Origin of the sequence: Desulforamulus hydrothermalis Lam5 = DSM 18033, from assembly GCF_000315365.1 — a bacterium.
GTDB classification, from domain to species: domain Bacteria; phylum Bacillota; class Desulfotomaculia; order Desulfotomaculales; family Desulfotomaculaceae; genus Desulfotomaculum; species Desulfotomaculum hydrothermale.
The window spans coordinates 17,740-31,894 of the sequence record NZ_CAOS01000013.1; the positions used below are offsets into that span (position 1 = coordinate 17,740).

The 14,155-nt window shown below is 47.1% G+C and carries 18 protein-coding genes; 14 read left to right on the forward strand and 4 right to left on the reverse strand.

Annotation, left to right across the window (positions count from 1 at the left end; all coding sequences use genetic code 11):
• Positions 1-7 precede the first annotated feature (7 nt).
• From DESHY_RS10115 to DESHY_RS10130, 4 genes are all read left to right on the forward strand, one after another.
• On the forward strand, positions 8-2,050 hold the full coding sequence (locus tag DESHY_RS10115) for a type IV secretory system conjugative DNA transfer family protein (RefSeq protein WP_008412482.1): 2,043 nt from the start codon (positions 8-10) through the stop codon (positions 2,048-2,050).
• A 380-nt stretch (positions 2,051-2,430) separates the two neighbouring features.
• Complete coding sequence (locus DESHY_RS10120; protein ID WP_008412484.1) at positions 2,431-2,745, forward strand: hypothetical protein; 315 nt, start codon at positions 2,431-2,433, stop codon at positions 2,743-2,745.
• The gene (locus DESHY_RS10125; RefSeq protein WP_008412486.1) at positions 2,745-3,377 is read left to right on the forward strand and encodes a replication-relaxation family protein; all 633 of its coding nucleotides are present in this window, start codon (positions 2,745-2,747) and stop codon (positions 3,375-3,377) included. Before DESHY_RS10120 ends, DESHY_RS10125 begins: the two co-directional genes overlap by 1 nt.
• 11 nt (positions 3,378-3,388) lie before the next feature.
• A complete protein-coding gene (locus DESHY_RS10130) occupies positions 3,389-4,036 on the forward strand; it encodes a hypothetical protein (RefSeq protein WP_008412493.1) in 648 nt (215 codons plus the stop codon).
• Positions 4,037-4,101: 65 nt separating this feature from the next.
• On the opposite strand, the gene DESHY_RS13920 is transcribed toward DESHY_RS10130, so the two are convergent.
• Positions 4,102-4,341, reverse strand: a complete 240-nt coding sequence (locus tag DESHY_RS13920) for a hypothetical protein (protein WP_143147744.1) — start codon at positions 4,339-4,341, stop codon at positions 4,102-4,104.
• Positions 4,342-4,749: 408 nt separating this feature from the next.
• On the opposite strand from DESHY_RS13920, the gene DESHY_RS10140 reads away from it, so the two are divergent.
• From DESHY_RS10140 to DESHY_RS10155, 4 genes are all read left to right on the forward strand, one after another.
• Complete coding sequence (locus tag DESHY_RS10140) at positions 4,750-5,535, forward strand: hypothetical protein (protein ID WP_008412495.1); 786 nt, start codon at positions 4,750-4,752, stop codon at positions 5,533-5,535.
• 84 nt (positions 5,536-5,619) lie between these two features.
• The gene (locus DESHY_RS10145) at positions 5,620-5,928 is read left to right on the forward strand and encodes a nucleotidyltransferase domain-containing protein (protein WP_235695563.1); all 309 of its coding nucleotides are present in this window, start codon (positions 5,620-5,622) and stop codon (positions 5,926-5,928) included.
• On the forward strand, positions 5,918-6,310 hold the full coding sequence (locus DESHY_RS10150) for a HEPN domain-containing protein (RefSeq protein WP_235695564.1): 393 nt from the start codon (positions 5,918-5,920) through the stop codon (positions 6,308-6,310). The genes DESHY_RS10145 and DESHY_RS10150 overlap by 11 nt, the downstream gene beginning before the upstream one ends.
• A 43-nt stretch (positions 6,311-6,353) precedes the next feature.
• Positions 6,354-6,551, forward strand: coding sequence for a helix-turn-helix domain-containing protein (locus tag DESHY_RS10155; RefSeq protein ID WP_008412500.1), 198 nt, complete (start codon positions 6,354-6,356; stop codon positions 6,549-6,551).
• A gap of 776 nt (positions 6,552-7,327) precedes the next feature.
• On the opposite strand, the gene DESHY_RS10160 is transcribed toward DESHY_RS10155, so the two are convergent.
• Both DESHY_RS10160 and DESHY_RS10165 read right to left on the reverse strand, forming a co-directional pair.
• Positions 7,328-7,681 (reverse strand): hypothetical protein, encoded by a 354-nt coding sequence (locus DESHY_RS10160; RefSeq protein WP_008412502.1) that lies wholly within the window; start codon positions 7,679-7,681, stop codon positions 7,328-7,330.
• Entirely contained in the window at positions 7,674-8,066 is a 393-nt protein-coding gene (locus tag DESHY_RS10165; RefSeq protein ID WP_008412509.1) for a helix-turn-helix domain-containing protein, read from the reverse strand. Before DESHY_RS10165 ends, DESHY_RS10160 begins: the two co-directional genes overlap by 8 nt.
• A gap of 91 nt (positions 8,067-8,157) precedes the next feature.
• Here DESHY_RS10165 and DESHY_RS10170 point away from each other — a divergent pair, with 91 nt between their 5' ends.
• The 6 genes from DESHY_RS10170 to DESHY_RS10195 all read left to right on the forward strand — a co-directional run bounded on the left by DESHY_RS10170 (position 8,158) and on the right by DESHY_RS10195 (position 13,763).
• Entirely contained in the window at positions 8,158-8,364 is a 207-nt protein-coding gene (locus DESHY_RS10170) for a helix-turn-helix transcriptional regulator (protein ID WP_048818069.1), read from the forward strand.
• An 86-nt stretch (positions 8,365-8,450) separates the two neighbouring features.
• Entirely contained in the window at positions 8,451-8,762 is a 312-nt protein-coding gene (locus DESHY_RS10175) for a hypothetical protein (RefSeq protein WP_008412510.1), read from the forward strand.
• Between the two features lie 6 nt (positions 8,763-8,768).
• Positions 8,769-9,707: a copper amine oxidase N-terminal domain-containing protein gene (locus tag DESHY_RS10180; protein WP_008412512.1), complete on the forward strand. Its 939-nt coding sequence runs from the start codon at positions 8,769-8,771 to the stop codon at positions 9,705-9,707.
• Entirely contained in the window at positions 9,707-11,146 is a 1,440-nt protein-coding gene (locus DESHY_RS10185) for an Athe_2463 domain-containing protein (protein WP_008412521.1), read from the forward strand. The genes DESHY_RS10180 and DESHY_RS10185 overlap by 1 nt, the downstream gene beginning before the upstream one ends.
• 118 nt (positions 11,147-11,264) lie before the next feature.
• Positions 11,265-12,032, forward strand: coding sequence for a Fic family protein (locus DESHY_RS10190; protein WP_008412522.1), 768 nt, complete (start codon positions 11,265-11,267; stop codon positions 12,030-12,032).
• Between the two features lie 249 nt (positions 12,033-12,281).
• A complete protein-coding gene (locus DESHY_RS10195; protein ID WP_008412523.1) occupies positions 12,282-13,763 on the forward strand; it encodes a recombinase family protein in 1,482 nt (493 codons plus the stop codon).
• Positions 13,764-13,777: 14 nt separating this feature from the next.
• Here DESHY_RS10195 and DESHY_RS10200 read toward each other — a convergent pair whose 3' ends face one another.
• The gene (locus DESHY_RS10200) at positions 13,778-14,143 is read right to left on the reverse strand and encodes a sigma-70 family RNA polymerase sigma factor (RefSeq protein ID WP_008412524.1); all 366 of its coding nucleotides are present in this window, start codon (positions 14,141-14,143) and stop codon (positions 13,778-13,780) included.
• Between the last annotated feature and the right edge of the window lie 12 nt (positions 14,144-14,155).

Consider the following 14,155-nt stretch of genomic DNA (forward strand, 5'->3'; position numbering starts at 1 on the left):
AATTTTCATGAAAAGTATAACACGCTTTACCCTGAAATTCAACAACCCAAAACTTAATGCCATAACTGCCATAACTAAAGAATGCTTATATTTCGCGGTTTTACCCCTGCTCATAGGGGTATTCATTCTGGATATATGGCTACTGGGCACCCTGGCCGCCTGGCTGGTGGCGGCCGGCAAGTGGGCGGCAGGGATGTCCCTGCTGGCCACGCCTGAACAGAAAGAGGCAGCCAAACACGCCTTAAACATGGTGGGATGGTACTTTCACCATCCCGTATCCACTGCCTGGGCCTGGCTGACCCGCCCCAATGCAGAGCTATCCCAGCCTGGAGTCAGGGTCATGTGGCTTATCCTGAACCTGGTAATGTGCGCCGGAGGCATTGCCTGGTGGATGTGGTGGAAAATCGGGTACGGGAAAAAACATCAGGCAGCCCAAGACGGGAGGGATATTGAGAAAATCAAGTTTGAGAGAGTAAACTTCAAAGCCACGGACTTCATTAACCGGACACCGAAAGATCAAATCTTCCTGGGGTTGGACGACCGGCGGCGGCCGGTGATATTGCCGGTTAAGAGCCTGACCGAACATATTCTTATTATCGGCGGCAGTGGTAGCGGTAAAACCAGTTTGGCTGTGCTGCCCCTGTGCATCCAGGCTTTCCGGCGTGGTATGTCTGTTGTTTGTGTTGATTTCAAGGGAGATGAACAGGCAATTAAGCTACTGGCCAGGGAAGCCAGGGCGGCAGGAAAGCGGTTTTACTTCTTTACCTTACACCCAGAAATTTCCAGTAACACATATAACCCTCTGCAACACGGCACTGCCCTGAGTAAGGTGGAACGCATCATGACTGCCCTGGAACTGGTATTTGAGGGCCAGGCCAAGTTTTATACCTACGTTCAGCAGTCTTTCTTTATTCCGATCGTGAAGGCTCTGGACACCCAGGGGGCCCTGTACACCCTGGAGGGTATTGCCAGAATCCTCAGCAGCGAAGCCCTGGTGGCCAGTCTGCTAGGAATAGACGAAAAAGACGTTAACAAAAATCACTTGAAAGGTTTGACTGCCGCCCTGGAGCCGTTTACTGATTTAAAAATAATCAATCAACCGGCAGCAGACATAAACCTGCGGCAGATCATGGAAGAAGGTGACATTTGTTATTTTGACCTGCGTTCGGCCGTCGCCCCCAGCATAGCTTCTGCTCTGGGCAAGATGATAGCCATGGAGCTGCAGGAGCTGGCTGCTTATCGCACACCGGCTTCCCGGCTGGCCATGATAGCAATAGATGAATTCCAAAACATGGCCTGCCAGGCTTTTGAGAATGTCATTTCAAAAGTACGGTCAGCCAACTACGCCCTGGTGCTGGCCAACCAGGCCAGAGGCAATTTGGAAAAGGTGTCGCCGGCTTTTACCAATGAAGTGGCCACCAACACGGCAACTAAGATCATTTTCCACGTAGACGACCCAAAGGACGTGCAAGACTTTTCCGCCCGGGCGGGTACTGTGTTAGTCAAAGCTAAAACAGAAAGCACAAGCACAAGCAAACCCGGCGGCCGGTTAATCTCTTTTGGCAGCCACAGCAGCGGTGAAAGTGTGCATGAAGAAGAAGTGCCGCGAATTCATCCCAACGTGTTCCTGAGCCTGCCGGAAAGGAAGTCTGTCATCTTCCGCCGACGCCAGCAGGCCACTTTAACAAATCATGCTCATATTCTCACCCGGGAAGAAAAAGAACAGTTGGAAGCAGAGCCCTGGCCGGAACCGGTCAGGGTAAATAAATTTCCGGCCGGCATTACTGTGAGTGAAATCATCGAAGCGGAGAAGCGGAAGATCATCGAAAGACAGTTAGCCAAAAAAAGGGAAGAGGAAGCGGCCCGCAAGCTGCCGACGAACAGGCGGCAGAGGGGCTGCAGCAGGAGGAAATCGAGCTCTAACCGGCCGGTTACGGCAGTGCATCCCACCCGTGCGCCGGCTTCCCGCCGTGTCACGGTGGTTATATACCGTAGCAGGGCACGCCCCGGCAAACCAAGCCAAACCTTGCGCCGCAAGTTTGCCCGTTAGGCCGCAACCTTGTCGCGGTGCGGCCTAACGGAATGGGAGCAGCCACCACGCCAAGCGTTCCAATCCTCGCTACCGCTCGGGGAACGCTACGGCGTGGCGCAGGCCTGACGGCGGCACCCGGCTGCGCGCGCAAGGGGGCTTCGCCCTGCCGCCTGCGCCTGCGGTCTCGCTATCGCTCGACTGGCTGCTCAGTGCCCCGCCGTTCCACCGGCAATTATTCGGGCTACCGCCGAATAATTGACCGGCTTCACTCCGGGGCACAAAGAGGGGGCCGGGGGCTTTGCCCCCTCCCCCTCTTTAACTCCCCCCACCCCCACAGGGGAATTTTATTCCCCTGGACCCCTTTAATTTATCTCTATCTTAAGAAAGGAGCATGTGTGATGAATTTAAACATGACCGCTAACCACGATTTTGAATTAGCCCAGGAAGTAAACGATTTTGTTAACGCCAGGCTGGAAAGCCTCCACCCGGCCGCAATGCCAGAGGAAGCTGTTAAAGCTATCAACAGGCTGGAAAAGTTGCTCGAGGGCATAGACTTTACCATCTTGTCTAACATGACATTTGATGAGGTTAGGGAATTCCAGGCAATTGATGACATTATCTCTATGGCTTTCCACCAACAATATAAGAACGCCTACCGGCTGGGTTTTTGCGATGGCGTCAAATTAATACTCGGCATATTGCAGGAGGAATAATGGCTAGGATTACCAAGGCTAAACAGCTCACCGACCGGGACAGGGATATTTTATCAGACCTGGCCCGGTGCCGGGTGCTGTCTTTAGAGCAAATAAAAGACCAGTATTGGCCAAAGGCCAAGGAAAGGACTTGCTTGGAACGTTTGGCCAGGTTGGAAAAGTCCGGTTATCTAAAGTCCATGGATATTTCCGCCGAAACGCCCGGCCAACATATGAAGGTATATTGCCTTGATATAAAAGGCCGCCGGGAGGTTTGCGGCCCGGCCGGGTTAGACAAGGCTGATGTGTTCATCACCCATGGCAAACAAAACGAAATATTGCACCAAGTGAGAACGAACCAGGTGTATTTCCGGCTATCAAAAACCGAAAGGGAAACTTACAAAATTGGTGATTTGCTAGAAAAAGTTCGAGGCGGCCGGCGGGCCGGCGGTGCAGAAGCGCCGGATGCCGCTTACACTTCGGACGAAGGAGAGGAAATATATATCGAGACCGACACCGGTCAGTATACCGGTAAGCAGGTAAAATCAAAAGTAGCAAGTTTTGCCGGTAAGAAAGTAGTCTGGGTTTGTCCGCAAAACAGGGTTAATTTCTTGCAAAAACATGGTGCAAGAGGTGAATTCTTAACTTATTAGGGGTGGCGATAATGGCAGGCGGAGTAATTATTACAGAAAGAGATAAGCAGGTGTTGTTATTTTTAGCCAAATGGCGGTTTGCCACCGTAGAACAGCTTATTAAGGCCGATATTTTTAAGACCGGCCGCAAAAGGTGCTACAACCGGCTGTTACAGCTATGTAAAAGCAGGTATATTGCCGCCAATCGGTTGGCCAGAGGGCAAATGTATTACCACTTGCTACCCGACGGGGCAGAAACACTAGAACTAGACATACCATGGTATTCTCGCTTGTTTAAAAGCGCCTCGGACAGTACGGTGGTACAGTATTTAGTTTGGTGTGACTACGCCCAGGCTCGTAAGATTGATTATTTATCGTCTAAGCAGGCCTTTCAGGAACTTTCCCAGGCCTCCTACGATGCCCTCAGACGGGTTATAAAAGGTCAGGATAGGTTCTACTACCAGGACGACATTTTACACGCCCTGGTGGCCGATTTTGGGCTTTCCACGAAGTATTTGTCAGAGAGGGCTGCCGCCTATGGTAAACTACCGGCAGCTATTAAAGACCGCTTAACCGTGGTCTTTTTGGTTTTTAACGACACTAAAAGACACGCAGTGGCCAGGTCAGTACAGCATAGCGGACTAAAGGTTAAAATACTTAAAGCAAAGTGGAAGTATTGAACGTACCGGCCATGGCCCTAACGGGCCTTCGCCGGTACGAAAAAAGAGCAGACTGCCGCCAAAGCCTATGCAAGAATGGATTTGGGGTCTGGCTTTGGCGGCAGACTGCCCTGGTGCATGCCGATCTTTGGGGTTTTGCAAGCGGAATAAAATATTTTTCCTTGGCTTCGCTGCGCTGCGGCCTTGGCGGCCGCTGCGGCCGGTGCTGCGGCGGTGCCGATAAGCAGGGCGGCCGGAATAATGTGCATTAAAACGGTATCAAAGCATATTAACGCACCGTCGCTGGCGTATCGGCCTGGTGCCATCGCTAGGCTCTTTCCCAACCCGGCGGGGTAGTTTTATTATACAAAAGCCTAAAAAAATGAATTAATAAGTTTATTCCACTAATTTTTTTCTCTTAGACCATCATTATTGCTATTATTTGCCATGTCTACGTTGCTTTGAGTGGAATAAACGGCAGTTTATTCTATATGTTTATTCTTCTGTATCAGTAAGGGAACATGCTGGCGGTGGCCAGCTTAACTACCTCCACCGAGGCCGGTGGTAGGGCAATGGCGGTTATCGCCCAAGGTGATGGGGTGTACCTTGGTATACCTATATTTAATTAGTAAACCTTGAAAAATTGCTTTTGTCCTTAAAATATCTATGGTATACTAAAAGTATACCGGTTTACCAAGGTAAACTTAAGTAAATTCAAGGGGGTTGAGTATACCATGGCCACAGTGGCTTTTACGGTGAAAGTTGATGAGGAAGTCAGGGATAAATTGCAGGAGGCCATCCAGAATTCAAATATGACGGCCGGTGAGTTTGTGGCCAGGTTGATAGGTTCCTACCAGACGGCCCAGGCCAGGGAGACCGTGGCCCAGGTGAAGGAGTTGGAACAGCTCAGGCACCACTTGGGCAGGGTGGAGGAAATTTATATCAGCCTGGTCAAAGGTGCCCAAGACCGCCAGGAGGCGGATGCCGAGCGCATCGCCCGGGCAGAGGCGGAGGCCCAGGCGGCCAAGGCCGAGGCCCACGAGAAGGAAAAACAAGCGGCGGCAGCCATTGAGTCGGCCAATGAACGGGTACAGCAGGCCGAGGCCCAGGCGGCCCTGTTGCGGGAGCAGACAGCCAGGGAACTGGCAGAGATGAAAGAAGCCTTGGAAAGGGCAGAGAACGCACGGGAACAGTCCAACCGGTTGGCCAGCCTGGCGGAGCAGGCGGCAGCGGCCGCCGATGCCAGGGCGAAAAACTTGGAAGAACAGGCAGCTTTAGCCACAGCCTACCGGCAGGAAAGGGACAGCCTGGCCCAGCAGTTAAAGCAAGCCCAGGAGGCCCTGGCACGGGCCGCAGAACGGGCGGAATTGGATAAAGAAAAGGCGGTGGTGGCGGCCCAACGGGAAATGATGAAGGAGATCAGGGAACTGCAAGAGGCCTTGGTCCGGTGCCGGGAAGAAAAGGCGGTGTTGGAGGTAGAGTTGGCCAGGTTCAAGAATTCTACTCACAATGCTAAATAGTATCATGGACTTGAAGTTATTCAAGGTTTTATAATGGCATTAAGGGATACTCCAGGTTACGGGGGCAATAAGGGGGTGGTCTTGGTGGAAATCATTGAGCTGATGGCCAGGGATATTGCCAGTAAATTTGACCCATTAAAGGTTATTGTTTTTGGTTCCTGGGCCAGAGGGGAAGCAGGGCCGGACAGTGATGTGGACTTACTGGTCATTCTAAACTGTACGAGGGATAAAAAAAGAGATATGCAGGTTGCAATAAGAAAAGAGCTGCGGAAATTCAAGGTTCCCAAGGATATAGTGGTAGCAACGCCGGAAGACATTGAGGAATACAAAGATGCCTGGTGGACTGTCTACCACCCCGCCCTGCAAGAAGGGAAGGTGCTTTATGAGCAGTAAGAAGTACCTCGAAGTCCAGCGTTGGATTAATAAGGCCAAAAGTGATCTAAGGGTTGCTCGAATGGCTTTTAATGATAGCGTTCCTGAATATAGTTTAGCCTGTTATTTATCCCAACAGTGTGCTGAAAAAAGTCTAAAAGCCCTACTAATTTGGTTGGACATCAGGTTTTTGTATAAACACCAGTTAGACTACCTTGTTGAGCTTTTGCCACCAGATTATCAAAGGCTTTTTGAAGAAATGGATATTGAGTGGTTAAGCGACTGGGTAGCAGAGGGGCGTTATCCCGGCGATTACCCGGAGCCTACAAGAGATGATGCTCAAAAAGCAATCAATATGGCAGAAAAAATATTTACGTTGGCAAATGAAATCTTAGTTCTTTGAAACCGCAGCCTAGCGGTTTTTAATTTTAAAGGGAGGTTTTTATATGCAAAATATGGGAATAAAAGAAATTGAGGCGGCAGTTTTATATTCTGTCGAGGATGTCTCTAAGATTCTCAAGGTAAGCAATAAAGCGGTATACAAGTGGTTAAAGAATGGGGTGTTGACCGGATATAAATTTGGCGGAATATACAAAGTAACAGAAGAAGATTTACGGCGATTCATAAAAAAATCACGAATATAAAAAAATATCAAAAAAAGCTTGAAAACAAAAATAGAAAAATATAGAATTTTGGCAAACGGGTGGTTGCGGACGTAGCTCATCTGGCTCCTGTCGGCAGGGGAGAATTTGCTGCCGGGTGCGAAAGAAGGGACGGCAGACTTCTGTAGTGCAAAAAAAAATAAGATGCCGCACGGCCGGCGGTAGTGGCGTACCGCCGGGGTGAAAGAGAGCCCGTCAATGGTAAAGGCGTAAAACAGTCCCTCCGGTGGGTTCTGGGTCGGACAGAACGTGCCACTGGCGAAGTCCTTTGACATAGCCCTTTGTTCCGGCAACACAAAGGGAGTCCCTATGCAGTGTAGTGTAGTGCAAAAGCCTGTAACACCCAGACGGGGTCCCTTGGGCAATGTTTTTGTACTGCCTTTGTGCGTTCTTTGTTTTCGTCGGTTCACCACCCGCCGATGGCAAAGACCCGAAGGGGAAACAGTACAAAAATACCTCGAAGGATAAGACTTTTTCCGGGCTTTCTATTTTTCCGACGCGTAGTTCTGCTTCGGGGGTACATCATGAAAAAAAGATAATTATATTATTAATTCTTGTGTTTTACTCTATTCGTTTCAGCCAGCATTATTGCATGGCTTAGTTTTCTATTGTGTTTTTTGATTTAGTTCTAGCCAAACAAATGTTTTGTTTTTGGCTTAGTTTAGTGTTGTTTTTTGTCGTTTATCGATTTGAGACCGTTCATCTTTTAAAAGATGGACGGTTTTTCTATTTATATAGGGATTTTTGTCTTAAGCTAGCTATTTGGCCCGTCGTTTTAAGTCAAACAGTTGCATGTCGTGCTGGGTGAGTTTGGTTGCTAAGTACATAATGCTGCTGTCAAGTGAGTCAAGTTTTTCAGTAGTTTCTCTACGGTTTAGCAGGACTTCTTCTTTTAAATCATCAATACGGTCAGCCAGGGCCTCTAATGTATTGCTGGTTTTATTAAAGTTATCATTTACAACCTCTCTAAAGTCGTAAAGACCACGGATTTTCTCAATGACTTCGTTTTCAATTTTGGTTTCAAGTTTTAGTTGGTTTTGCTCCAAGTTACTAACCCGTTGGTTAATAGACTTTAGCTCTTCGAGAATTTGAAGAAGTATTTGTTCACTCATGGTTATCACCTTTTATTTCAACTTTTTGTTTTGTTTTAAGTTTTTTCAAGTGCAGTTCTACCAAGGCATCCAGTGTATCCGTTATGTCTTCGATATGTTCATCGGGAAGGTCTTTTACCCGGGCAATTACATCGTAAATTCTTTTAGTGCCTTTAAGTGGTTGCACTTGCGGTGGTGATGGGTCGTCTGAACGGCCCATGAGATAGTCGAGAGATACATTAAAGAAGTCAGCAAGTGTAATAAGATTATTTAAAGGAGGGGATGACTGACCGGCTTCATATAACTGATACTGTCTAAGTGTAATATTTAATAATGTTGCCATATCCGATTGGGTTTTTTTGTTAGCTTTGCGTAAAGCTTTTAATCTATTCTCAAAATTACTCACAGCAGTTTCTCCCTAATATATTTACATGAAATAAAAATTCGTTTATATTAAAAATAACACGAAGTCAAATTACATAAAAGGAGGTGTCATATTGAGGCATTCATTAAAATTAAGACGAAAGGCTGCAAGACTTACTCAGATGCAAGTAGCAAGCAAATTAGGTATCACTTCCAGAATGTACCAATATATTGAGGCTGGTCAGCGCAATCCTTCGTGGCCGGTGGCACTACGATTAGAGCAGATATTTAATACGCCAGCAAGTGAACTTTTGAAAATCTCACAAAGAGGTGGTTATTAATGTATTATAACACAAAACAACCACCCCCAAAACAATAAACCGGAACGGCCTGGGTAAACCGCCGATTTTCGCGAGGAGGGAATAGTATGTCTGTTCCAAAAATACCAAAATCTGACATCATTTACATAGCTGACCTGGACGGTGTGGTAAAATTTTCCATGCCGAAAGAAAAAGCGGAAAAATTTGTTATAAAAGGGAAGGGGGAGTGGGTCAGTCCAAACTTGGTGCAAACAATAGTTCGTCTGCGAGCGCCGCGTCGCGCGATGAAAACAGACGACATCATCTTCACTGACCATTTCTACGATGCCAAAAACTGGAAAGCGGGGGTGGTAGAGCGGGAAAGAATATTTGAGCAAAATTCAAAAAATGTTTTGAAATACCTTCATAAAGGAGAGTGATAGTTCATGAAAAAAATGAAACAAAAACTGTTAACCGCAACCGTAGCAGGTGCTCTGACCCTGAGCTTGGCGGCCGGGGCAGGAGCCGAACAAAAGGAACAGGTTAACATTTACGACCAGCAAAAGAACCTGGTCAAAAGCGTCGTCTTTGTTCCCGGGCAAAAAGAATACTTTGTAAACGGGCAAACCCCCGGGGTAAAGATGGATGCTGCCCCGTATATCAGCCAAAATCGCACATTTGTGCCGGTGCGCTACCTGGGCAACGCCCTGGGCGTGGTAAACGAAAACATTGCCTGGGATACGAAAACAAGCAAGGCTAAGCTGACCCTGGGCAGCCGGTCAGCCGAGCTGACCATCGGCAAAAAGCAGATTATCTCCAACGGCAAAGTGGTTGAAGCAGACGTAGCCCCGGAACTGAAAAGCGGCCGCACATTTCTGCCCGCCCGGTTCGTGGCTGAGGCTCTGGGCTACCGGGTGGACTTCATTGACGGCCTGGTAGTGTGCTACCCGGAAGGCAGTCAGAAACCGGATATTTCAGCAGTTAAGCAGTATATCAACCAGCAACAGCCGCCGGTGCAGCAGGGTGAGACTAAAAATCTGAACGGTTACACCGTGCCGGTGAAGCCGAAGACTGATTTGATTATTAAATATGGTGAAGAAGAAAAAACAAATAAAGTTGAAATGAATATTGCCATCATCATCCCCAACCGGGACGTGCAGGCCCAGTGCGACGAGGCGGAGCAAATCCTGGCATCTAAATTCGGCAAGGACTTTGCTAAAAAAGTGGTGGATGTGGCCAGGACGAAGACTGATGTCTGGCAGGAAATTTCAACAGGGAAGTTCCCTACTTTTACCGGTCCGAATGGTGAACTTGTGGATGTTAATTCCGGGTGGGGAAGTACTAGAACCAGTATCGTGGTCTGGAGTAAAGGAGGCAGTAACTAATGAAAAAATTCATAACTCTTTTCCTGATCACGATATTTGTATTTAGTATGGCCGGTTTTGCTAATGCAGAGCCGGCCAATATTACAGAGGCCCTGGCCACGGCGAATGACGAACTGAGAGATAAAAATAATGGAACAGACTACTTTAAAAGTGTAAATAAGCAGGGCAAACCCATTAACGAAGCCAACTGGGCCAAGAGCCGCCTGTTCACCTACGGCACACCCCAGGAAGCATCACCTGGCAAAAACGATTTTGACCCTGTAACCAACCAATACCGATACCATGGTTACACCCGAAACGGCGAAAAATACACCAACACCTTCTTCCGTAACGACACCACCGATACGCTGGACGTTAACAGTGCAAATTGGATTCCATGGCCGTGGGCTAATACGGCTGTACAAAACTTCGTCACCAACGTCATGCGCGAGCCAGCGCTGGAGTCAAACAACCCCTTCAATAACGACCCGGCCCTTTTGAAGTCAATCATCATGGGTATGGAAAATGTAACCCAGTACAACCCGTATATCAAATTTAAACGAGACAGCCGCCAGTGGCAGCAGTACGTTCACATATTACAACCGCCCACCAAGTACACCTTTGGCATGGGGCGGTTATTTCATATGAAAAATGGTAATATATGGTATTTAACAATCCCCTTGACACCGCTGGCTTTAACTGCTGATCCTGATTTTTCAGTGACATTGGAGGTAGAGAAGTTTCGAGACACAAAACCCGGGGATAAAGTAACGTCAACAGTGACATACAAACTAAATCAAGACCACCCCAGGGCAGAGAGGGCCTGGTTGCGTCTGCACCACCAGGTGGGTAATACTGAATACCCGGTTAAGCTGCAGCCACTCAACCCGGCCGATGCACCGAACAGCAACGGTTACGTAACCTTCCAGCCCGGTGAGAGCAAGACCTACAAGTACACATTCACAGTGCAGAGTACATCTAAGAAAATCATTGCTCGTATTAACCCGGTGGATAGTGCAAACGACAAAGACTGGAACAACAACCGAGATGAAGCAGACATTTTTAGCGGTTACGACGTCGGTATCACTGTAGTTTCGCAGTATGGTAAAGATATCAGCATCGAAAGAGGCAAAACTGATACCCTGCCGTTTTTGGCAATAATTAAACGATACGACCAGGAAGGCGGGACTATCCCGGTTAAACTCACCCTTACCGGCCCCGGTGGAACTGTGACAAAGATACTGAACATGACTTCCGGCCAGCGTATTGATGTGCCGTATAAGTTTACAGTTAACAGTACACCTAAAACATATAAAGTACATGGTGAAGTATGGCCGCCGGACAAATCCTGGGAAGATATTAAACCGAAAAATAATGTTTCTGAAGCCAGCATTACAACTAAAACCTTTGGTCTTGCCCCCGGTGAAAATGAAATCCGAGTCAACCTCGGTGGTATATAACACCGCCTTCCCCGCCCTCCGGGGCGGGGAAATCTTAATAATTTTCCAGCTTTATAATTCCAGGTACATAATAAAAAGTGATAAAATAAGGCTCAAAAGACTCCAGGGGTGTATATAAATGTTTACAAAAATTGATTCTCTAAAAAAAATCGTAGAAGCCAAACGACCTTTACATCCAGAATTAATGGCAACCATTGCCCAAAAGTTCCGCGAGGAATGGACGTATAATTCCAATGCCATTGAAGGCAACACTATGACTTTGCAAGAAACGCTTTTCTTTTTGCGTGAAGGTTTGACTGTACAAGGGCGCACCCTGCGAGAACATTTAGAGATGATTAATCATGCAGAAGCAGTAGATTACCTGCAAGATGCCATTAAACACCGTGATTTAACCGAAGGGCTTATTAAGGAATTTCATGCCATTCTTTTCTCGGGTATTAAGACTATGGCCGGGGGAGTACCTGTGGTACCCGGAGCATATAAAACCAAAAATAATCATGTACTAACTGCCAGCGGTAAAATACATCACTATACGCCGGCCAGTCAGGTTCCGGCTGAGATGGAAAAACTGCTAAAGTGGTACAAGGATAACAAAGGTAAGCTGCATGCCGTTGAATTAGCAGCGCTTTTTCACCACAGGTTTGTTGCTATTCACCCTTTTCCGGACGGAAACGGCAGGGTAGGCAGATTGTGTATGAATTTTATTTTAATGAAAAATGCTTATCCGCCGGCTATTATTCGCAAAGAAAACCGTAAAGAATATTACATTTCTTTAGAAGAAGCTGACCATGGCAACCCGCAGTTATTTATAAATTTGGTGGCTGATGAAGTAATAAGGAATTTACAGTTGATGGTAGATGAAATAGAAAGAGCTCCCAAAAATTAAATAGTTCATGCATTAATAAGACCGCCATGTGCGGTCTTTAATTTTATAGCGGTTTTTTTATTGCAAGTGTACAAACCGTATAAACATATTCTATGACAGGGGTGATATAGTTATGAAAAAAAGCAGCAGCAATACCATTTCCAGGCGGCCGGTTATCTCACTAACAGTTTGTTATTCACAAGATGGCGCAGGTTTAAATGATGCATACAAACTACTGGCCAAAAAGGTCATGGAACGGAGGTTAGCAGTTTGCGGGCGGCGGTCTATATCCGGGTAAGTACAGACGACCAGGTGAAACACGGCTACAGTTTGGCCGAACAACGGGAGGCCTGCTGTAGCCGTGCCCGTATATTAGGAGCCCAGGAAGTGACGGTATTTTCCGATGAGGGAATTTCGGGAAGTACCCTGGAACGCCCTGGCTTAAACGAAATGAGGGAAGCTGCTCGGGAGGGCAGGTTTCAGCTGCTGGTTGTGCGAGATGCCGACCGTCTTTCACGAAAGCTGGCCCACCAGTTGCTTATTACCGATGAATTAGAAAAATGCGGTATTAAGCTGGAATTCCTTGATTTTGACTGGAAGGACACACCGGAGGGACGGTTGTTTTACTCAATACGAGGTGCGATAGCCGAGTATGAAAGGGAAAAAATTCGGGATCGTATGGGCAGAGGGAAAGAGCAAAAGGCAAGGCAAGGCGGTATTCCAATCAATTTTGACGTTTTTGGGTATCAATATGATCCGGAAACCGGAAAAGTAAGCTATTTAGAACACGAAAAAAAAGTTGTAGTTGATATATTTAACTGGTTTACTAGTGAAGATATAGGGGCAAATGGTATAGCAAAAAGACTGAATGAAAACGGTATACCAACCCGCCGTCGGGCTGGACGGTGGCACCGTCAGGTAGTGAAACAAATATTAGCAAACACTGTCTACATTGGCCTGTGGCGGTTTAAAGATATGCTAATTAAAGTACCCCCGATAATAGATGAAAATACATTTTATAGGGCTCAAGAAAAGTTAAGAGAAGTACGCAGGCTTTACGCAGGAAAACAAAAGCATGGGTATCTTTTGTCCGGACTAATTACTTGTGCGGATTGCGGCAATACCATGACGGGCGCATACGCCAGGTGGTGGGGCAAGAGAGAAAGAAGATATACATGCAATAAAACCTGCCAGGGATACAAAAACGAAGGATGCAGACCAGCAAAGTATATATTAGCTGACGTTATCGAAGAAGCGGTCTGGGGGCAAATACAAGCATGGTTAATAGATCCTGACCGCCTGGCCCGGGAGGCTATGGGGCAGATAATTGGGCAGAGCGACCCTAGAGAGCAGATCATGGTTATAAACAAACACTTAGCCGACATAGAAAAAGGTCAAGAGGCGTTAATTGACGTGATTGCCAAAGGGTATCTTGACCATATTGACAGCATAAAGAAAAAATTGACTGAATTGAAACGACGCAAAGAAAAATTGGAAAAAAGAAAAGAAGAATTACTTCTGGCATGCAGGCAACGTGAGGAATTGTTTGCTAAAATAGATGAGATAAGGGAAATATCCGAGTCCATCTTACGAAGGTTAGATGATTTGGCTTTTACTGAAAAGCGTTCCTTGGTCAGGGCCCTGGTCAAACAGGTTATTGTATCCGGCCGAGGTGTACCGGGAGGCAATGGGTTGCGGTTTATCAATGTTACCGTACTGGCTAAAATCCCGGAGCAAAGAATATCTTCTTAACCGCATGGGGCTTGCTATACTCTTGTCAGCGACATTTCATTTTCAATACAGCGAGCTGCGTAGGTAGCCAAGCGGGTTCCCTTATCCGGTTTGAAAGTATTGATGGCTTTAATTAAGCCGATGGTGCCGATGGAAATCAGGTCATCTACATCCTCGCCGGTCGAATCAAATTTTTTTACAATATGGGCCACCAGCCGCAGGTTTCTTTCTGTTAAAACATGCCTGGCATTTTCATCGCCGCCTGCCAGTAGCTCAAGATAATGGGCTTCTTCTTCCTCGTTGAGAGGATGGGGAAAAGTATTGTTGGCAATGTAGGAAACCAGGGCAATGAAGCCGTTGACTAACGACAGGATAGCGACCGTCCACAGGCCGGGTAGCATCAAGCAATCCCC